Genomic DNA, 17,906 nt, shown 5'->3' on the forward strand with positions numbered 1-17,906 from the left:
TCAGCCCGCCTCGCCGACCCGGGCGACGGCCGGTTTTACCGGCAGATAGGGACGCAACGCGTCGAGGCTCCGCTCCAGCGCGCCCGTCAGGCTTTCGATGCAATGCGTGGCCGCGTCGACGCGCTGGCGCCGGTGCTCGGGATTGGCGAACAGCGCTTCGGCCTGGGCGGCGAGATCATCCGCCCCGCTCACTTCGCCGACGGCATCGGCCGTGCGCAACGCCGCGAAGATCTCGGCGAAGTTCGCCGTGTGCGGTCCGTGCAGGATCGGCACTGCGAGTTTCGCCGGCTCGATCGGGTTCTGTCCGCCATGCGGAATGAGGGTGCCGCCGAGAAAGGTCACGTCCGCCAGCCGGTACCACAGCCCCATCTCGCCGATCGTATCGGCGATGAAGACGGGTTTCGTCATGTCGGGCATATCGCCGGCCGACCGCAACGCGGGCGTCAGCCCCGCATTGCGGCAAAGATCGGCAAGCGCCGGGGCGCGTTCCGGATGGCGCGGGGCCAGGATCGTCAGAAGATCGGGACGCACGGCGCGCAGCTTCTCCGCAGCGGCCAGAACCTGCTCGTCCTCTCCCGGATGCAGGCTCGCGCCCAGAAAGACGGGCCGCCCCTCGATGGTTTCGCGGAAGGCGGCAAGCTCCGCCGCGGGCGCGGACGGTTTCGGCGCATCGAATTTGAGATTGCCGCTGACCATGACCTTGTCCATGCCGAGCGCCTTGAAGCGGGCTGCGTCATCGCCCGTCTGGGCGAGACACAGCGAGATGCGCCGCATGATCGACCGTCCGAGCGGACCGCTCTGCCGCCAGCGGCGGAAAGAGCGCGGGGACATTCGGCCATTGACGACGACGAGCGGCACGCCATGCCGCGACAGCTCGTCCATGGCGACGGGCCACAGCTCCGATTCCACGAAGATCGCCAGTCCCGGCCGCCAATGCTGGACGAAGCGGGCGCAATAGCGCGGCACGTCGAGCGGCACATATTGGTGGATGGCGTTGCCCTTCAGCCGGGCGCGGGCGATCTTCGCCGAGGTCACCGTGCCGGTCGTCAACAGGACGCCGAGCCCCTGCTCCTGAATGGCTGCAATCAGAGCGAGGACAGCATTCGTCTCGCCGACGCTCGCTGCATGCACCCAGACGAGCGGCCCCGCAGGCCGCTTGCGACCGGGGATGCCGCGACGCTCCGCCAGCCGTTCGCCCTCTTCCTTGCCGCGTCGCTCGCGCTCACGCAGAAGCAGGGCCGCAGCGGGCTCGACGAGCCGGCCGGCGCTGCGCCAGGCGGCGAAGGCGACACGGTCCCAGAAACCGCGACCGTCGATTTCCCGCATCGGGGGGCCGTCGATTTCACGCATGGGCGATCCCCGCGAGCTCTTCCGCCTTTGCCAGAACTTGATTCAAGCCCTCCTCGGCCGACAGCCGAAGGGCTTCCAGCTCTTCCGGCGTCGCCTTTGCGGGAACGAAGATCGGATCGCCGAGCGCAAAGCCGCCGCGACCGAAGGGAAGCGGAATGCGGGCCCGGTCCCAGCTGCCAAGATCGATGCGCCACTTCGTGGCGACGCCAAGCGGCACGATCGGACGTCCGGAATGCTGCGCGAGTTTGACCACGCCCTCACCGCAACGCCTCGGAGTGCCCCGCGGCACATCGGCGGTCTGCGCAACCGACAGGCCATGCTCCAAAGCATCGAGCATTCCGAGGAATCCTGCGACGCCGCCCTTCTTGGCGGCCTTCAGACGGTCGCGGCCGCCGGAACCCCGCACCACCTTGAGCCCCATCGCCTCGACCGCGGCGGCATTGATCGCCCCATCGGCAGAGCGGGAGACGAGCACGGCGAAGTCGTGCCCCTCGCGCCGCATCAGCGGCACCAGGAAATGCTGCCCGTGCCAGCAGGCACCGATGATCGGCAGCTTGCCCTCGATCTTGGAATAAGGCTCCGCGGGGTCGGTCGCAAAACGCGTCGTGCGCCGCACGAATCTCAGATAGGCGCCGGCCGCGCGTCCCACGAACCGGGACACTTTGGGGTTCCGCGCAAGTGTCTTCAGCATGCTCAGCGTCCGGCAGCCGCCAAGGCTGGTGCCTCGCCAACGAACTGCGTGTGAAACATGCGCGCATAGGCGCCGTTCTTGGCGATCAGCTCGTGGTGGCTGCCACGCTCGACGATGCGTCCTTCGACCATGACGCAGATGAGATCGGCCCGTTTCACCGTCGACAGGCGATGCGCGATCATCAGAACCGTGCGCCCTTTCAGCAACCCGTCGAGAGCAGTCTGCACCTTGGCTTCGGCTTCCGCATCGAGCGCGCTCGTCGGCTCGTCGAGAAGCAGGATCGGGGCATCGCGCAGCATGGCGCGCGCAAAAGCCACGCGCTGCCGTTCGCCGCCCGACAACCGTCCCCCGGCTTCGCCCACATGCGTCTCATAGCCGTTCGGCAGACGGGAAATGAAATCATGCGCCGCCGCAGCTTTGGCGGCTTCGATGATCTGCTCCTGCGACGCCTCTTCCGACCCATAGGCGATGTTGGTCCGGATCGTCTCGTCGAACAGAACCGGGTCCTGCGTCAGGAGCGCAGATGCACCGCGCACGCTCGGCAAGGTGACGTCGCGAACATCCTGACCGTCGATGAGAATGCGTCCGCCGCTCGGATCGAAAAAGCGCAAGGCGAGATTGAGAACGGTGCTCTTGCCGGCGCCGCTCGGTCCGACCAAAGCGACTTTCTGGCCCGGCTCGATCGACAGATCGAAATCGCGCAGGACCGGCGTGCCGTTGTCATAGGAGAAATCGACATGCTCGAAGCGGATGCGTGCTTCGCGCACATTGAGCGGCTTGGCGCCGGGCTTCTCCGCGACGATCGCGGAATGATCGATGACGGCGAAGATGCGGCTTGCCGCGGTCACGCCTTCGGAAAGCTGCGCCTGGGTCTGGGCCAGCGTGCGCATCGGCGGATAGGTCAGCATCGCAGCCGTCAAAAAGCCGGCGAAGTGGCCAAGCGAGACGTTGCCGTAAATCCCCTGCCAGCCGCCATAGAAGATCGCGGCGGCAATGCCGACGCCCGAAAGCGTCTCGGTGACCGGGCCGACGGCAGCACGTGAGCGCGCCGTCTTCATCAGATAGCGGACGATGTTGTCGACGATGGTGCGGAAGCGCTCGGCCTCACGCTGCTCCTGGCGATAGGCCTTGACGACGCGCAGGGATTGCAGCGTCTGCGTCAGCATGCTGCCGAGATCGCCCGCTTCCTTGAGCGAGCGCCGCACGGAGCCGGAAATGCGCTTGCGCTGGCGCGTCAGATACAAATAGGCGAAGGGCATGCCCGCGCAGACGAGGAGCGCCAGCCGCCAGTCCATGTAGAACATCGATGCCGTCAAAAAGAGCACCGTCAGCGAATCCTTGACGAGCGCCGTCATGGTCTTCGCGGCCGCGCGCTGGACGATATCGGCGTCGTTGACGAAAGCGGAGACGAAGCGGCCCGAATGCGTGCGCTCGACCCAGGCGAGATCGGCCTTCGTCAGCGTCTCGAACATGCGGATGCGCAGTTCGGAGACGACCTTGTTGCCGAGCCACGCATCGGTGACCTTGGACGTCCAATCGGCAACGCCGCGCACCCCCATGACGAGGATGATCGCCACCGGCAGCAGGTAGAGAAGCACTTCGTTCTTGGCGACGAACACCTCGTCCGCCACGACCTGAATCAGGAAGGGCACGGCACCGGACGTCGCCGCGCCGACAACCATGCTGATCAGCGCGACGAAAAGGACGCGACGATGCGGCCAGAGAATGTCGACCAGAAGCCGCCGCATGACGGCATAGGCCGAGATGTCCTCGACCGTCAGAGTATCGCTGCCACCGTCCCGGCTGATTTCGCCGGAACTACCGCTTTGGGTCATGTTCAGGATCGAGCAATCGGTGCAGATGCACGATGAAATAGCGCATATGCGCATTGTCCACCGTCATCTGCGCCTTTTCCTTCCAGGCTTTGTAGGCCTCGGCGTAGTTCGGATAGACGCCGACGATGTCGAGCGCTTCGAGATCGGTGAAATGAAGACCGCGCAGATCGCTCAGCTCGCCACCGAAAACGAGGTGGAGAAGCTGTCCGCTTTTCGCTTCGCGAGGTTCAGAGGTCATATATGGCCCTTGATCAGTGAGAGATCCCGGCGCGCGCCGCGCGCTCCTCTTCGACCCGGCGCAGAACGGCAAGCAATTTGTCCTGCAGTCCCGGATTGGCGGCAGCAAGCGTTCCATGCCGCAGCTCCGCCCGGTTGTAGACGGGCGGCCGTCCGTCCAACGCGGTCAGCCGGCCACCGGCTTCGTGCACCAAAAGATCACACGCCGCAAGATCCCAGTCATGTGCCCGAGGGCGCGCGAAGGCCGCATCGAAAGATGCGTCAGCCACGTTGGCAAAGCGCCAGGCGAGCGAGGGCAAATACCGCGAAGGCCTCACAGAATGCTCGCGCCAGACCTCGCTTTTGAACCAAGAATTCGGCCCGGCAATGGCGCAGTCGCTCAAAGTGTGACGGTCCGCCACCGTGATTTTTTCACCGTCTTCGCTCGCCCCCTCGCCCAGCGTGGCCGTCATCAGACGGTCGAGGGCGGGGGCAAAAAGCACCGCCGCGCCCGGGCGGCCGTCGCGCACGACGGCGATCGAAATGCACCAATGCGGATCGCCGGCGAGGAAACCTCGGGTTCCGTCGATCGGATCGACCACGAAGACGCTGCGACATTCGAGCCGGCGCGGATTGTCCGCGGTCTCTTCGGAAAGCCAGCCATAGTCCGGCCGGGCGGCGAGAAGCGCCTCGCGCAGAAAGGCATCGACCTCCATGTCGGCCACGCAGACCGGCGAGCCGCCGGCCTTGCTCCAGTTCTCCGGATCGTGCCGGAAATGGCGCATCGCAAGCGTGCCGGCGCGGCGCGCGGCGTCTGCCAGGAGCGTCCGATCGGCGCGATTGCGCTCCGTCTCGTCGGCCGGAATTTGAGTGTCAGATTGATCCATTGCACTGCCATATCGTGCGCCGTCGCAAAAGCGCAATGTTCAGAGTTCGCTTACCCTCAAAGACAGAGACACAGTCTTAACCACGCCCCTTAAGCAATCCGCAGATGCCAGGCGCGATCCTCTCGGCTATCAAATCGGCAAAAGCCGAGGAAAGAGCCAAACAGGCCGGGCAAAAAAACATGCGTCAAACAGAACAGAAACTGGTCGAAGACGAGACAACGGGTTGCCCAATGCGGCGGCCCGCCGTCTTCGAGACCTTTGGATGGTATGCGGCGACGACGGCTGAAGGCGGACGTGCGGTGGCGCTTTTTGCCAGCGAACGCGTCGTGATCGAGCGCACCGTCGCTGGCATGCGCTGCCTCCTCGATGTCGCCCACAGCGCCTTCAAAGGCGTCCGCCTCGTGCGCGAGATCGGGGGCTATTGCGTCGTCGTCGAGCATGACGATCCGGGGCTGACGCTCACCCTCGCGCAGACCTTGCCACTGGAGGAGGCCAAGACCTTCCGTGACGCCCTGAGCGCGCATTTGAAGAGCGGCTTTGCCGGCGACGTTCATGTCTCGAAGCGTCTCGACGGAGGCCGCTCGAAGCTGCGCACCCGGCGCCCCCTGCGCAACACGAAACGCCCGCGCTTTCTGGCGCGCCGCAGGATCGGCGGGCTGGGCGAGCAGGAGCCGATCACGGGCCACGAGTTGATCGCGCGCACCTGATCCGGCCACCGGCAAGTTTTTCCACCGGCAAGTTTTTCCAAAACCCCGCGCCCGGCCTTGGCCGGGCGGCTCGGCTAGGTGGCCCCGGATATCAGCCGAAGGCGGCCTTGAACAGCGCGTCCAGGCAGAGGCCTGCGAAGATGATGGCCCCCGCGTCCCGGTTTGAGCGGAAGCGCAGAAGGCAGTTGTCGGCCACCTCGGTGTCGAGCGTCGCCACCTGCCAGGCAAAATGCGCGGCAACGCCCAAGAGCCCGAGATAGGCGAAGTAGCCGCCACCGGCGAGCATCACCGCTCCGAGAAGCAGAGCCACGGCGAGCCCGAAAAAGCCGACGAGAGCCGGACGCGTGCGGGCGCCGAAAAACTGCGCCGTCGAGCCGATGCCGATCAAGGCGTCGTCTTCCTTGTCCTGATGCGCGTAGATCGTGTCGTAGGCGACGGTCCAGGAAATCGCGGCGGCATAAAGCAGCACCGGCGCCCAGCCGAGCGAGCCGAAGATCGCCGCCCAGCCGACGAGCGCACCCCAGGAAAACGAGATGCCGAGCACGACCTGCGGCCAGTTCGTGACCCGCTTCATGAACGGGTAGACCGCGACGAAGACGAGCGAGGCGAAGCCAAGGCCGATGGTGAAGGCGTTGAACTGAATGAGGACGAGAAGCCCCACCAGGCATTGCAGGAAGAGAAACAAAAGCGCCCGCTTGAGGCTGACGGCCCCCGACGGGATCGGCCGGGCGCGCGTGCGCGCCACCTTGGCGTCGATATCCTGGTCGACCAGATCGTTGTAAGTGCAGCCTGCCCCGCGCATGGCGACGGCGCCGATGAGGAACAGGGTGAGCTGCCAGATCGGCGGGAACGCGCGGCCATCGGCAATCGATGCGAGCGCGGACGACCACCAGCACGGCCACAGAAGCAGCCACCAGCCGATCGGCCGGTCCCAGCGGGCCAGCCGCCCGTAGGGCTTCAACCAGTCCGGAGCGAACCGGTCGAGCCAATGGCGGGAGACGGAATCCGGGAGCGCTCCGCCCTGTGCGGCATTGTCTGTCATGACGTTTGCTCACCGAAAGTGGGAGAGAAGGTCAAGCCCCTTTAAGAATGGGCTGCTGCGGCTTATCACCCCGACCTATAAGGCGCGAGGGGTTTAGCGCTTCAGGAGGCTTGAAACGTGCGGGTTTTGTTGATCGGAGGAGGCGGCCGCGAGCATGCGCTCGCCGGAGCGCTGGCGGCGTCGCCGCGCTTGAGCAAATTGTTTGCCGCGCCGGGGAATGCCGGCATCGCGAATGTCGCGGAATGCGTCCCACTTGATTCTTCAGACAGCCGCGCCGTCGTCGATTTCTGCCGCAAGGAAGCGATCGACCTCGTCGTGGTCGGTCCGGAGGGCCCGCTCGTGGCAGGCCTCGTCGATCGGCTCAAGGAGGCGAAGATCCGCGCCTTCGGGCCGAGTGCGGCGGCAGCACAGCTCGAAGGCTCGAAGGTCTTCACCAAGGCTCTGTGCGCGGAGGAGAATATCCCGACCGCCGGCTACGAGGCCTTCAGCGACCGCAAGAGCGCGCTCGCCTATGTGGAAAAACACGCCATGCCCGTCGTCGTAAAGGCCGACGGTCTCGCCGCCGGCAAGGGCGTCACCATCGCCACGACGCCGGAAGACGCGCGCAAGGCGGTGGAAGCGATCTTTCTGGAGGACGGCGCCCAGGTCGTCATCGAAGAGCATCTCGTCGGGGAAGAGGCGAGCTTCTTCGTCTTGTGCGACGGCAAGACGGCACGTCCGCTGACAACGGCACAGGATTTCAAGCGCGCCTATGACGGCGACGAGGGCCCCAATACCGGCGGCATGGGTGCCTATTCGCCCGCCCCCGTGATGGATGTCGCCACCCAGGCGCGGACGATGCGGGAGATCATCGAGCCGACGCTTGCCGCGATGGCGAAGCGTGACATGCCGTTCTGCGGCGTTCTCTATGCCGGGCTGATGATCACAGCCGACGGCCCGAAACTCATCGAATACAATGTCCGCTTCGGAGATCCGGAATGCCAGGTTCTGATGATGCGGCTTGAAAGCGATCTCCTGGCGCTTCTCGATGCGGCGGTCGCCGGCACGCTCGACCGCACCTCCATCGCCTGGCGCAAGGAGCCGGCACTCACCGTCGTCATGGCCGCCAAGGGTTATCCCGGCCCTTATGAGAAGGGCAGCATCATCAAGGGGCTGGAGGAAGCCGCGGCGGTCGAAGGCGCAAAAGTCTTTCACGCCGGCACACGTCGCGTCGATGACGACATTCTTGCCGCCGGCGGGCGCGTCCTCAATGTCGGCGCAATTGGGGCCGATCTCACTGAGGCGCGCAAGCGGGCCTATGAGGCCGTCGGCCGCATCGACTGGCCCGAAGGCTTCTGCCGGTCCGACATCGGAGAGGCGGCAAGCCGTCGGGGCTGAACGCGCTTCAGGTGCTCTTCAGGCGCGCCAAAGAACAAGATGTCATGATGGCTTTGCAGGCCGCAGGACCACAAGCGGCACCAAAACAGCTGTCGCGCGTTGGTTGTAAAACCTTCATGCAGCGCCTCTACGGTTCACGAAGACGATAACTTCCTCACGAACCGTTGGAGCGAAAAAAGACCGGGGAGGAGAGGCAGGCGGGAGGCCGATGCGGGCGAGAAAGCCCGGGAGCTAAAGGATGAGCTTGAATCACGATATCGGTCTGGCGCTCGGCGGGGGCGGCGCCCGCGGCATGGCGCATATTCTCGTCTGCGAAGTCTTCGACGAGCTCGGGCTGAAGCCCGCTTTGATCGCAGGCACCTCGATCGGCGCCATCATCGGCGCCGGTTATGCGAGCGGCCTGTCCGGTCGGGAGATGCGCGAGCGGGCGATCGAATTCTTCGGCCAGAGACGAGAGCTCTATTCCCGCCTGTGGCAGACGCGCCCGATCGGCTTCGGCGACATCCTTCGCGGCCGCCTCTTGCAGGCGCAGTTCGATACGCTGCGCGTGCTGGAGAACTTCGTGCCCGGCATCGAAGTGGTGCCGGAAACCTTCGAAGAGCTGAAGATCCCGCTCAAGGTCGTCTCCTGCGACTTCTACGGCTGGTGCGAGACGGTGATGGAGACGGGCGAACTTCGGCCGGCGATCGCCGCCTCGATCGCCATTCCCTCCGTCTTCAAGCCCGTCTCGATCAACGGGCGCATCCAGATCGACGGCGGCGCCGTCAATCCGCTGCCCATCGATCTCTGTCTCGACAAATCCCTGATCGTCGCCTCCGACGTGGCCGGCGGGCCGAACGGAGACCCGGACAAGGTCCCGGGGCTGCTCGAGACGATCATCGGCGCCGCCCAGATCTCCATGCAGTCGGTGCAGGCGGAAAAACTGAAGCGGCGGCGGCCGGACATCCTGTTCAGGCCGGAAATCAATGGCTTCTTCATCCTCGACTTCCTGAAGAGCGAGCAGATCATCTCGCTCAACGAGCCGCTCAAGGACGATTTGAAGCGGCGCCTCGAACACATCATCGATTCGCCCTTCGAGCGCAGCGATGCTCCCGCCGCCTCCAAGATTCAGGCGGAGATCGGCCTGGCGCATTAGCGCGCTAAGACCCGCGCCTGTCCTTGAAAAAGCCGCGCAAAAGCTCGGACGCCGCGCCCTCCGCGATACCGGAATAGACCTCGGGCGCATGATGGCAGGTCGGGGCGGAGAAGAAGCGCACGCCGTTGTCGACCGCGCCGCCCTTCACATCCTCCGCGGCATAATAGAGCCGGCGGATGCGTGCGAAGCTGATCGCCGCCGCACACATCGTGCAGGGTTCGAGCGTCACATAGAGGTCGCAGCCCGTCAGCCTTTCGGTATTCAGCGTCGCGGCACCGGCACGAAGAACCAGCATTTCCGCGTGCGCACTCGGGTCCCGGTCGGCAAGCGTGCGATTGCCGGCGCGCGCGATGATCTCGCCATCGAGAACCAGCACGGCACCGACCGGCACCTCACCGCGTGCGGCGGCCGCTTCCGCCTCTGCAAGCGCTTCTGTCATAAAGGGGCTTCGTCTCATCTCGCCTGGCCGCGACGCCTCTGCTAGAGCTTGCCGCATGAGTGGGCAGAAAACCTCAGAAGCGCAAGACGGGCCGGACAAGGGCGAGCGCATCGCGAAAGTGATGGCGCGCGCCGGGCTATGCTCGCGCCGCGAAGCGGAAAGCTGGATTGCGGCAGGCCGCGTCAGCCTCAACGGCCGGGTCTTGACGACGCCGGCCATCACCGTGACCGAGCGCGACAAGATCGTCGTCGACGGCCAGCCGCTGCAGGCGCGCGAAAGAAGCCGTCTTTTTCTCTATCACAAGCCGAAAGGCCTCGTGTGCACGCAACGCGATCCGGAAGGGCGGCCGACGGTCTTCGCCGCCCTGCCGCCCGATCTGCCGCGGGTGATGAGCGTCGGGCGCCTCGACATCAACACCGAAGGCCTGCTTCTCCTGACCAATGACGGCGGGCTGGCGCGCGTGCTGGAGCTCCCGTCGACTGGCTGGCTCAGGCGCTACCGGGTGCGGGCACATGGCCGCATCGACCAGGAGACGCTCGATCGGCTGAAGCGCGGCATCGCCGTCGGCGGCATGCTCTACGGGCCGATCGATGCCGTCCTGGAACGACAGCAGGGCGACAATGTCTGGCTTCTCCTCGGGCTTCGCGAGGGCAAGAACCGCGAGGTGAAGCGGGTGCTCGAACATCTCGGCCTCGTCGTGAACCGCCTCATCCGCGTCTCCTACGGTCCGTTCCAGCTCGGCGATCTGCCGGTCGGCACCGTCAAGGAAGTGCCGGGGCGGACGTTGCGCGACCAGCTCGGCGAGCGTCTGGCTGAGGCTTCCGGGGCAGATTTCACCGCCCCTCCCCGCCCAACAAGCCCAGCGGGCGACAAGTCGCAGCCGGGCGGCAAGGACGGCGCGCCCGCGGGCCGAAAAGGCGGGCGACGCGGTGCCGGCCTCTCGGCAGGCTCCGAACAGGCCCCCCGGAAGGGCGCGGGCAAGGCCGGCAGAGGCGCAAGCGAGACCGAGGCACGATCACCGCGCTCCGGCGCCAAAACTTCGCATCCCGCCCGGCAGGCCACGTCCGGCGAGCGCGCCGTCACCGGCCGCAGCGACAAGAAAAGCCGGGACCGGAAAGGCGACGACAAGAGAGCGGCCGAGAAGCGAACCACAGAGAAGACCTCCGGCAAGGGCCGGGCCGGTCTCGCCAAGTCTGGGAACGCAAGGCCCGGCAATGTGAGGTCCGCTCACACAGGATCCGGCGACGCGAGCGCGGGCGACAGGAAGGGCGGCCATGCGCATCGTCGGCGGAAGCCTTAAGGGGCGGCCGCTCGCGGCGCCGAAAACCCAGGCGGTACGGCCGACGACGGACCGCCTGCGCGAGAGCCTGTTCTCCATTCTGGAACATCGCCACGGATTGCCGGCCAAGGGCAGCCGCGTCCTCGATCTCTTTGCCGGCACGGGCGCGCTCGGGCTCGAGGCGATTTCCCGCGGCGCCGGCTACGCGCTCTTCGTCGAACAGGGCGTGGAAGGCCGCAGCCTCATCCGCAAGAATATCGAGACTCTGGCGCTGACCGGCGCCACCCGCATCTTCCGCCGCGATGCGACGAGGCTCGGCGTCGTCGGCACGATGGCGCCCTTCGACCTCGTCTTCTGCGATCCGCCCTACGGCAAGGGGCTCGGCGAACAGGCGCTTGCCGCAGCCCTTGCGGGCGGCTGGCTGAAGCCCGATGCCCTCATCGTGCTCGAAGAGAGCGAACGGGCGGAGATTTCCCTGCCAAAGGGATTTGCGCTCGTCGACAAGCGCGAGAGCAGCGACACGCAGCTCATTTTCCTGCAGGCGGCCGACGCACCCGAGAGCGTTCCGTCCTCCAGCTGAACGGCGCTTTCAGCGCCGGCCGAACAGCCGCTCGATATCGGAGAGCTTCAGAGCCACATAAGTCGGCCGGCCGTGGTTGCACTGGCCGGAATTGGGTGTCTTTTCCATCTGGCGCAGAAGCGCGTTCATCTCGTCGGGCTTCATGCGCCGGCCAGACCGCACCGAGCCGTGACACGCCATGGTCGCGGCGACATGGTCGAGCTTTTCGCGCAGGCGCGTCGACGCATCGAATTCAGCCAGATCGTCGGCAATGTCGCGAACGAGCGACGCCGCATCGACCTCGCCCAGGAGCGCCGGCGTTTCGGTGACGGAGATCGCGCCCGCCCCGAACGGCTCCACGACCAGGCCGAGCTCTGCGAGTTCATCCGCCCGCGTGGCAAGCCGCTCCACATCCTCATGCGGCAGATCGACGATTTCGGGGATGAGAAGCATCTGCCGCGGGATCTGGCGTCCGCCGAGCGCCTCTTTCAAACGCTCGTAGACGATGCGCTCATGGGCGGCGTGCTGGTCGACGATGACGAGACCGTCTTCCGTCTGGGTAACGATGTAATTCTCGTGGATCTGCGCCCGCGCGGCTCCGAGCGGATAGGACACGGCCTCGGCTGTCTCGGCCTGCCGGAATTCCGCGCTCGGGCGGTCATCGACGAAGGCCGCTTGTGTCCCTTCGCCAAAGCCCGAGGCAAAGGTCGCGGGCTGCTCGGCCTCGTGCATCGCGAAAGTCGGCGAAGCGGCCTCAGCCTCGCCCTTCGCGTCCGGCGCCGCCCAGCCCTGCCAGCCGGAGGGAGCAGTCGGCGCATAGCCGAAAGGACGCTGTGCGCCGCCTCCCCCGCCTTGCGGCCTTGCCGCCGAACGGCGCAGCGCTTCGAGCGTCTCCACCCCGCCCGTCGAAGCGGCACGGAAGCCGTGCTCGGCCAGAGCCTCGCGCACGGCGCGGATGATGAGACCCCGGACGAGACCGGAATCGCGGAAGCGCACCTCGGCCTTCGCCGGATGCACGTTGACGTCGAGATCTTCCGGAGACAGCTCCAGGAAGAGGGCCAGCACCGCATGCCGGTCGCGCGCGAGAACGTCGGCATAGGCCGCGCGGATCGCACCGGCGAGCAGCCGGTCGCGCAGGGAGCGGCCGTTGACGACGACGAATTGCGACAGGGAATTGGCGCGGTTGTAAGTCGGCAGGGCGATGAAGCCCGACAGGCGCACACCCTCCTTTTCGGCCGCGACAGGGACGGCGTTGTCGGCGAATTCCTCGCCCAGAATATCGCCAAGCCGCGGCAGCAGCGATTTGCGCGGCGCCCAGTCGAGCGTCTTGCGGTCACCGCCCGCAAACGTGAAACGAATATCGGGATGGGCGAGCGCGATGCGGCGCAGCTGATCGGTGACGGCGGAGGTCTCGGCGCGGTCGGAGCGCAGGAATTTCAGCCGCGCCGGCGTTGCGAAAAAGAGCTCGCGCACCTCAACCTGCGTCCCCGCCGCACGGGCGGCCGGCACCGGCTCGGCCTTGCGCCCCCCGTCGACGAGGATCGACCAGCCATGCTCCTCGCTCTTGTGCCGGCTTTCGAGGGAGAGCCTTGCCACGGAGCCGATCGAGGCCAGCGCTTCGCCGCGAAAACCGAGCGAGGTGATGTGGGCGAGGTCGTCGTCCGGCAGCTTCGAGGTGCAATGGCGGTCGACGGCGGCGACGAGATCGTCGCGGCACATTCCCTCGCCGTCGTCGGTGACGCGGATGAGGCTCTTGCCGCCGGCGCTCGTCACCACCTCGACGGCCCGCGCGCCGGCGTCGATGGCGTTCTCCACGAGCTCTTTGACGACGCTCGCAGGACGCTCGATCACCTCGCCGGCAGCGATGCGGTTGACGATATGCTCAGGAAGAGCGCGAACGGCCAAGATCTGTTTCCGCTTTCGAATCCAAAGCGAGTCTGACGAAGGCCGTCCGGTTTGAAAAGGCGGATGAGGCCGGAATGGCGCTACTTGAACATCCGGGTGAAGAAGTTGCCCTTCTTCTTTCCGCCCGTCGCCTCCGGATCGACCGGGGCGGTCTCGGCGGGCTCGCGATAGGCCTCGGGCGGATCCGTCAGATAGCGCCGCTCGGTGATGCCGACGCCTTTGGCCTCGGCCATCTTCTCCTTGACGTCCTTGGCGGCCTGGCGGTTGCGAACGAGATCGTATTTGACGCCGATCTCGGCATCGTCTTCGCGCTCACCCGGCTGACGTTTGCGGGCCATCCCGCTCAGCGGCTTCAGGCTCGACACATATTCCGGAGACATGTCGTCCCGGGCGATGTTGTTGTCGGGATCGGCCGGGTTGAGAGCAACCGCCGAAGCATTGGGCTGCGGGCCTGTCGGCCAATTGGCCGTGCGCACCCCGGCCTCGGGCTCGGGTGGCCGCAACTCGGCGCTCGGCGGCATCACGAGCGGCGAACGCGGCCGATAATCGATCGGCTTCTTGTCCTTGCCGCCCACGCCGCCGACGGCGGCCACTTCGGAGAAGATCGCCATTTCGGGCGCCTCGCCGGTGCCGTAGGTCCTGCCCGGACAGCCGCCCAGAAGCATCGCGCCCATTGCCAGGGCGATGGATGCCGGCACGAGCCGCTTTGCGGTTTCCGCCGCTGAATTCGCCATCAACTCTACCCCTTGCCCCATCGCTCGACAGGAATCTTTGCCGGCCAAGATGGACGCGGCTTATAGCACAAGCCCCCTATGCGTCGACAGGAGCCCGCCTTTCACGTTTGTTTGGCATTTTCAGGGCGCTCGGTCGCCCAGGCGAGAAGCATGCCGATCACCCCCGCGACGATCCACACATCGGCGAGGTTGAAGACGTACCACTGAAAACTGCCGATATGGAACAGGAAGAAATCGGCCACTGCGCCGAAGCGCAGGCGGTCGATGACGTTGCCGATCGCGCCACCGATGATGAGGCCCACGGAAATCGCGGAAAGAAACCGGTCGAGTTTCGTCAGCCAGTAGAAAAACACCGCCGCCCCGATCAATCCGACACCGACGAGCAGCCAACGTCCGATGTCGCTTTCCTGCGTGAAGAGGCCGTAGCTGACGCCGCGGTTCCAGACGAGGATGAGGTCGAGGAACGGCGTCAATGCGACACGCCCCTTCTCGGCAATGGCATAGGGCCCGAGCATGTAGGCCTTGTGCGCCTGGTCGAGAATGGCCGCGAGCACGGCAACGGCAACGCCGAAGCGGAAGGGCGTCATGCGTCCTTCCTTCCCGCAACCGGACCTTCGGCAATCGGGCTTTCGGCGGCGATCGGGACGCAGAGTGCCGTCGCCGCCAAAATGATCGGCTGTGCCAGCGTCACGCGGCCTGTGCCTTTTCCCATTCGCGCATGGCGGCCGCATCGCGCGGCGTGATGTCGGGATATTCGGGATCGGCACCGACCTCCGGCGTGATCTTCCAGGAGCGGGCGCATTTGCGCCCTTCCGCCTTCGCCGGGACGACGGCGACACCCGGAATATCGGCGAGCCGGAAGGCGTCCGCCGGTCCGTCGCCGAGTTCCAGGACGGCTCCCGAGGTGATGGCGATCTCGGCGAGATCGATCTCCTTCAAGATCGCAAGCAGCTCCTCGTCGGCGACATGGACGATCGGTGCCGCCTCCAGAGACGAGCCGATGCGCTTCTCGCGCCGCTCCACTTCGAGCGCACCCATGACGACGCGACGCACCGTCCAGATCCGCTCCCAGCGCTCTTCGAGTGCCTCGTTGCGCCATTGGGCCGGGATCTGCGGGAAGAGTTCGAGATGGACGCAGGCCTCCTCGCCGAAGCGGGCCATCCAGGCCTCCTCCGCTGTGAACGGCAGCAGCGGCGCCAGCCATTTGACGAGCGCATCGAAGAGCCGGTCGATGACCGTCAGCGCCGCACGGCGGCGCAGCGACGACGCCGGATCGCAATAGAGCGCGTCCTTGCGGATATCGAAATATTCCGACGACAGATCGATGGTCATGAAGTTGAAGATGGCGAAGAAGGCGCGCTTGAAGTCGAAAACCTCGTAGGCGCTCGTCACCGTCTTCTCCAGACGCACGAGTTCCGACAGGATGAGCCGCTCCAGCTCCGGCATGTCGGCGGGTTCAACCCGCTCCTCCGGGCGGAAATGGGCGAGCGAGCCCAGCATCCAGCGGATGGTGTTGCGCAGCTTGCGGTAGGAATCGGCGTTCGTCTTCAGGATTTCCGGACCGATCCTCAAATCCTCCGAATAATCCGAGGAGACGACCCACAGGCGCAGAATGTCGGCGCCCGATTGCTCGATCACCTGCTGCGGCGTCACCTGATTGCCGAGAGACTTCGACATTTTGCGGCCGTCCTCGGCCATGACGAAGCCATGCGTCACCACGGCGTCGTAGGGCGCACGGCCATTGGTGCCGCAGCTCTCCAGGAGCGAGGAATGGAACCAGCCGCGATGCTGGTCGGAGCCTTCGAGATAGACATCCGCCGGCCATTTGAGATCCGCCCGCTTGCGCAGGACGAAAGCATGGGTGGAGCCGGAATCGAACCACACGTCGAGGATGTCGTCGACCTTCTCCCAGGCCTCGGCATCCTCCACCAGGCCGTCGAGGAAGCGTGCTTTTGCCCCGTCCTTGAACCAGGCGTCGGCCCCTTCCTCACGGAAGACGGAGACGATGCGCGCATCGACCTCGTCGTTGCGCAACAGGGCCCCCGTCTCCTTGTTGACGAAGACGGCGATCGGCACGCCCCAGGCGCGCTGACGCGACAGAACCCAGTCAGGGCGATGTTCGATCATGCCCTTGAGGCGGTTCTTGCCGGCAGCCGGATAGAAGCGCGTCGCCTCGATCGCTTCGAGGGCGCGCGCACGCAGGGTGTCGCTGCCTTCGATCGGCTCGTCCATGTAGACGAACCATTGCGGCGTGTTGCGGAAGATGACCGGCTTCTTGGAGCGCCAGGAATGCGGATACTGGTGCTTCAGCCGGCCGCGGGCGAGAAGCCGTCCCGCCTTTACGAGCGCCTCGATGACAAGCTTGTTGGCGTCGCCCTTCTTGCCCTTGTCGTCGATGACGCGCACACCTTCGAAACCCGGCGCATCGGGCGTGAAGGCGCCGTTCTCGTCGACCGTATAGGGGATCGTCGTGTCGATGCCCTCGCGGCGGAGCTCACTCGCCTTCTCCATCCACACGTCGAAGTCTTCGCGGCCGTGACCGGGCGCGGTGTGGACGAAGCCCGTACCCGTGTCCTCCGTCACATGCTCGCCGGCCATCATCGGCACGTCGAACTGATAGCCGCCGAGGCCGGCATCGCGGAACGGATGGGCGCAGCGCGCGATCGACGCCGGGTCGACATCGCCGCGGCGCTCATAGGCCTCGACGCGCGCATTCTTGAAGACGTCGGCCGCCAGAACGTCGGCGAGCACCAGGCGGTCGCCGACCTTCGCCCAGTTCTCTTCCGGCGCCTGCGTCACCTCATAGAGGCCATAGGAGATGCGCGGCGAATAGGCGACGGCGCGGTTGCCGGGCATCGTCCAGGGCGTCGTCGTCCAGATGACGACGGAAGCGCCGGCAAGCGGCCCGTCCCCAAGCACCGGGAATTTTACCCAGATCGTGTCGGATTCGTAATCGTGGTACTCGACCTCGGCCTCGGCGAGCGCCGTCTTCTCCACCACCGACCACATCACCGGCTTGGAGCCACGGTAAAGCTGACCGGAGGCGGCGAACTTCATCAATTCCCCGGCGATCACCGCCTCGGCGTCGAAGCTCATCGTCAGATACGGGTCTTTGAAATCGCCGATGACACCGAGCCGCTGGAACTCCTCCGACTGAACGCCGACCCAGTGGGTGGCGAAGTCGCGGCACATCCGGCGCAACTCGACCTTGTCGACGGAATCCTTCGACTGACCCTTGGCGCGCAGGTTTTCCTCGACCTTCCATTCGATCGGCAGGCCGTGGCAGTCCCAGCCCGGCACGTAATTGGCGTCGAAGCCCATCATCTGGTGCGAGCGCACGATGACGTCCTTCAGGATCTTGTTGAGACCCGTGCCGATATGGATGTTGCCGTTGGCGTAGGGAGGGCCGTCATGCAGGACGTATTTCTCCCGCCCCGAAGCCTCCTCGCGCTGGCGCCTATAGAGATCCATCTTCTCCCAGCGCGCGAGGATTTCCGGCTCCTTCTTGGGCAGGCCGGCGCGCATGGGAAAGTCGGTCTTCGGCAGAAACAGGGTCTTCGAATAGTCTCGCTCCGCCTCGTTCGCGGCGGCTTTTTGGTCGCTCATCGTCATATCCTGAGCTCAGAATTCTATGAAAAAGCGCGTCGATCGAATGCGATCGCGGCCCGGCAATGCGCTTCCCGACCTCTCAGACAGAGGCCGGGCGGCTAATTCGCAGAAGGGCTATGATCTCGGCTCGCATGGGGCGGC

Annotated in this window: 16 protein-coding genes; 5 read left to right on the top strand and 11 right to left on the bottom strand. The window is 65.6% G+C overall.

Annotation, left to right across the window (positions count from 1 at the left end; translation table 11 throughout):
- Genes L0F51_RS12265 through L0F51_RS12285 form a run of 5 tightly spaced genes read right to left on the bottom strand, consistent with a single transcriptional unit; the run spans window position 1 to window position 4,979 of the window.
- Entirely contained in the window at window positions 1–1,350 is a 1,350-nt protein-coding gene (locus tag L0F51_RS12265) for a 3-deoxy-D-manno-octulosonic acid transferase (RefSeq protein WP_234629525.1), read from the bottom strand.
- Window positions 1,343–2,041: a lysophospholipid acyltransferase family protein gene (locus L0F51_RS12270; protein ID WP_128292349.1), complete on the bottom strand. Its 699-nt coding sequence runs from the start codon at window positions 2,039–2,041 to the stop codon at window positions 1,343–1,345. Before L0F51_RS12270 ends, L0F51_RS12265 begins: the two co-directional genes overlap by 8 nt.
- A 2-nt stretch (window positions 2,042–2,043) precedes the next feature.
- Entirely contained in the window at window positions 2,044–3,876 is a 1,833-nt protein-coding gene (locus L0F51_RS12275) for an ABC transporter ATP-binding protein (RefSeq protein WP_234629526.1), read from the bottom strand.
- Window positions 3,860–4,114: a DUF4170 domain-containing protein gene (locus tag L0F51_RS12280; RefSeq protein WP_092810027.1), complete on the bottom strand. Its 255-nt coding sequence runs from the start codon at window positions 4,112–4,114 to the stop codon at window positions 3,860–3,862. Before L0F51_RS12280 ends, L0F51_RS12275 begins: the two co-directional genes overlap by 17 nt.
- A gap of 13 nt (window positions 4,115–4,127) precedes the next feature.
- Complete coding sequence (locus L0F51_RS12285; RefSeq protein WP_234629527.1) at window positions 4,128–4,979, bottom strand: 3'(2'),5'-bisphosphate nucleotidase CysQ; 852 nt, start codon at window positions 4,977–4,979, stop codon at window positions 4,128–4,130.
- Between the two features lie 179 nt (window positions 4,980–5,158).
- Between L0F51_RS12285 and L0F51_RS12290 the strand changes: the two genes are divergently transcribed.
- Window positions 5,159–5,686 carry a hypothetical protein gene (locus L0F51_RS12290; RefSeq protein WP_234629528.1) on the top strand — a complete coding sequence of 176 codons (528 nt, stop codon included), beginning with the start codon at window positions 5,159–5,161 and terminating at the stop codon, window positions 5,684–5,686.
- A 91-nt stretch (window positions 5,687–5,777) separates the two neighbouring features.
- Here the strand turns inward: L0F51_RS12290 and ubiA are convergent, their stop codons facing one another.
- On the bottom strand, window positions 5,778–6,728 hold the full coding sequence (ubiA, locus tag L0F51_RS12295; RefSeq protein WP_234629529.1) for a 4-hydroxybenzoate octaprenyltransferase: 951 nt from the start codon (window positions 6,726–6,728) through the stop codon (window positions 5,778–5,780).
- A gap of 117 nt (window positions 6,729–6,845) precedes the next feature.
- On the opposite strand from ubiA, the gene purD reads away from it, so the two are divergent.
- The gene (gene purD / locus L0F51_RS12300) at window positions 6,846–8,105 is read left to right on the top strand and encodes a phosphoribosylamine--glycine ligase (RefSeq protein WP_234629530.1); all 1,260 of its coding nucleotides are present in this window, start codon (window positions 6,846–6,848) and stop codon (window positions 8,103–8,105) included.
- A 238-nt stretch (window positions 8,106–8,343) separates the two neighbouring features.
- A complete protein-coding gene (locus tag L0F51_RS12305; protein WP_234629531.1) occupies window positions 8,344–9,240 on the top strand; it encodes a patatin-like phospholipase family protein in 897 nt (298 codons plus the stop codon).
- A 4-nt stretch (window positions 9,241–9,244) separates the two neighbouring features.
- Here L0F51_RS12305 and L0F51_RS12310 read toward each other — a convergent pair whose 3' ends face one another.
- On the bottom strand, window positions 9,245–9,697 hold the full coding sequence (locus L0F51_RS12310) for a nucleoside deaminase (protein WP_234629532.1): 453 nt from the start codon (window positions 9,695–9,697) through the stop codon (window positions 9,245–9,247).
- 37 nt (window positions 9,698–9,734) lie between these two features.
- Between L0F51_RS12310 and L0F51_RS20185 the strand changes: the two genes are divergently transcribed.
- Both L0F51_RS20185 and rsmD read left to right on the top strand, forming a co-directional pair.
- On the top strand, window positions 9,735–10,979 hold the full coding sequence (locus tag L0F51_RS20185; RefSeq protein ID WP_370642395.1) for a pseudouridine synthase: 1,245 nt from the start codon (window positions 9,735–9,737) through the stop codon (window positions 10,977–10,979).
- Window positions 10,954–11,538: a 16S rRNA (guanine(966)-N(2))-methyltransferase RsmD gene (gene rsmD / locus L0F51_RS12320; protein ID WP_234629533.1), complete on the top strand. Its 585-nt coding sequence runs from the start codon at window positions 10,954–10,956 to the stop codon at window positions 11,536–11,538. Before L0F51_RS20185 ends, rsmD begins: the two co-directional genes overlap by 26 nt.
- A gap of 9 nt (window positions 11,539–11,547) precedes the next feature.
- Here the strand turns inward: rsmD and mutL are convergent, their stop codons facing one another.
- The 4 genes from mutL to ileS all read right to left on the bottom strand — a co-directional run bounded on the left by mutL (window position 11,548) and on the right by ileS (window position 17,762).
- Window positions 11,548–13,422, bottom strand: coding sequence for a DNA mismatch repair endonuclease MutL (gene mutL / locus L0F51_RS12325; RefSeq protein ID WP_234629534.1), 1,875 nt, complete (start codon window positions 13,420–13,422; stop codon window positions 11,548–11,550).
- A gap of 80 nt (window positions 13,423–13,502) precedes the next feature.
- The gene (locus L0F51_RS12330; RefSeq protein ID WP_234629535.1) at window positions 13,503–14,156 is read right to left on the bottom strand and encodes a hypothetical protein; all 654 of its coding nucleotides are present in this window, start codon (window positions 14,154–14,156) and stop codon (window positions 13,503–13,505) included.
- A gap of 101 nt (window positions 14,157–14,257) precedes the next feature.
- Window positions 14,258–14,743, bottom strand: coding sequence for a signal peptidase II (lspA, locus tag L0F51_RS12335; RefSeq protein ID WP_234629536.1), 486 nt, complete (start codon window positions 14,741–14,743; stop codon window positions 14,258–14,260).
- Window positions 14,744–14,843: 100 nt separating this feature from the next.
- The gene (gene ileS, locus L0F51_RS12340) at window positions 14,844–17,762 is read right to left on the bottom strand and encodes an isoleucine--tRNA ligase (protein ID WP_234629537.1); all 2,919 of its coding nucleotides are present in this window, start codon (window positions 17,760–17,762) and stop codon (window positions 14,844–14,846) included.
- Window positions 17,763–17,906: the final 144 nt, after the last annotated feature.

The sequence above is a fragment of the Afifella sp. H1R genome (assembly GCF_021462425.1).
GTDB classification, from domain to species: Bacteria; Pseudomonadota; Alphaproteobacteria; order Rhizobiales; family Afifellaceae; genus Afifella; species Afifella aestuarii.

Excerpts from the sequence above, each read along its gene's own strand:
- L0F51_RS12265 (WP_234629525.1), bottom strand. The coding sequence starts at position 1,350 with ATGCGTGAAATCGACGGCCCCCCGATGCGGGAAATCGACGGTCGCGGT.
- L0F51_RS12280 (WP_092810027.1), bottom strand. The coding sequence starts at position 4,114 with ATGACCTCTGAACCTCGCGAAGCGAAAAGCGGACAGCTTCTCCACCTC.
- L0F51_RS12285 (WP_234629527.1), bottom strand. The coding sequence starts at position 4,979 with ATGGATCAATCTGACACTCAAATTCCGGCCGACGAGACGGAGCGCAAT.
- L0F51_RS12275 (WP_234629526.1), bottom strand. The coding sequence starts at position 3,876 with ATGACCCAAAGCGGTAGTTCCGGCGAAATCAGCCGGGACGGTGGCAGC.
- L0F51_RS12305 (WP_234629531.1), top strand. The coding sequence starts at position 8,344 with ATGAGCTTGAATCACGATATCGGTCTGGCGCTCGGCGGGGGCGGCGCC.
- L0F51_RS12330 (WP_234629535.1), bottom strand. The coding sequence starts at position 14,156 with ATGGCGAATTCAGCGGCGGAAACCGCAAAGCGGCTCGTGCCGGCATCC.
- L0F51_RS20185 (WP_370642395.1), top strand. The coding sequence starts at position 9,735 with ATGAGTGGGCAGAAAACCTCAGAAGCGCAAGACGGGCCGGACAAGGGC.
- L0F51_RS12310 (WP_234629532.1), bottom strand. The coding sequence starts at position 9,697 with ATGAGACGAAGCCCCTTTATGACAGAAGCGCTTGCAGAGGCGGAAGCG.
- rsmD (WP_234629533.1), top strand. The coding sequence starts at position 10,954 with ATGCGCATCGTCGGCGGAAGCCTTAAGGGGCGGCCGCTCGCGGCGCCG.
- lspA (WP_234629536.1), bottom strand. The coding sequence starts at position 14,743 with ATGACGCCCTTCCGCTTCGGCGTTGCCGTTGCCGTGCTCGCGGCCATT.
- ileS (WP_234629537.1), bottom strand. The coding sequence starts at position 17,762 with ATGAGCGACCAAAAAGCCGCCGCGAACGAGGCGGAGCGAGACTATTCG.
- L0F51_RS12290 (WP_234629528.1), top strand. The coding sequence starts at position 5,159 with ATGCGTCAAACAGAACAGAAACTGGTCGAAGACGAGACAACGGGTTGC.
- ubiA (WP_234629529.1), bottom strand. The coding sequence starts at position 6,728 with ATGACAGACAATGCCGCACAGGGCGGAGCGCTCCCGGATTCCGTCTCC.
- L0F51_RS12270 (WP_128292349.1), bottom strand. The coding sequence starts at position 2,041 with ATGCTGAAGACACTTGCGCGGAACCCCAAAGTGTCCCGGTTCGTGGGA.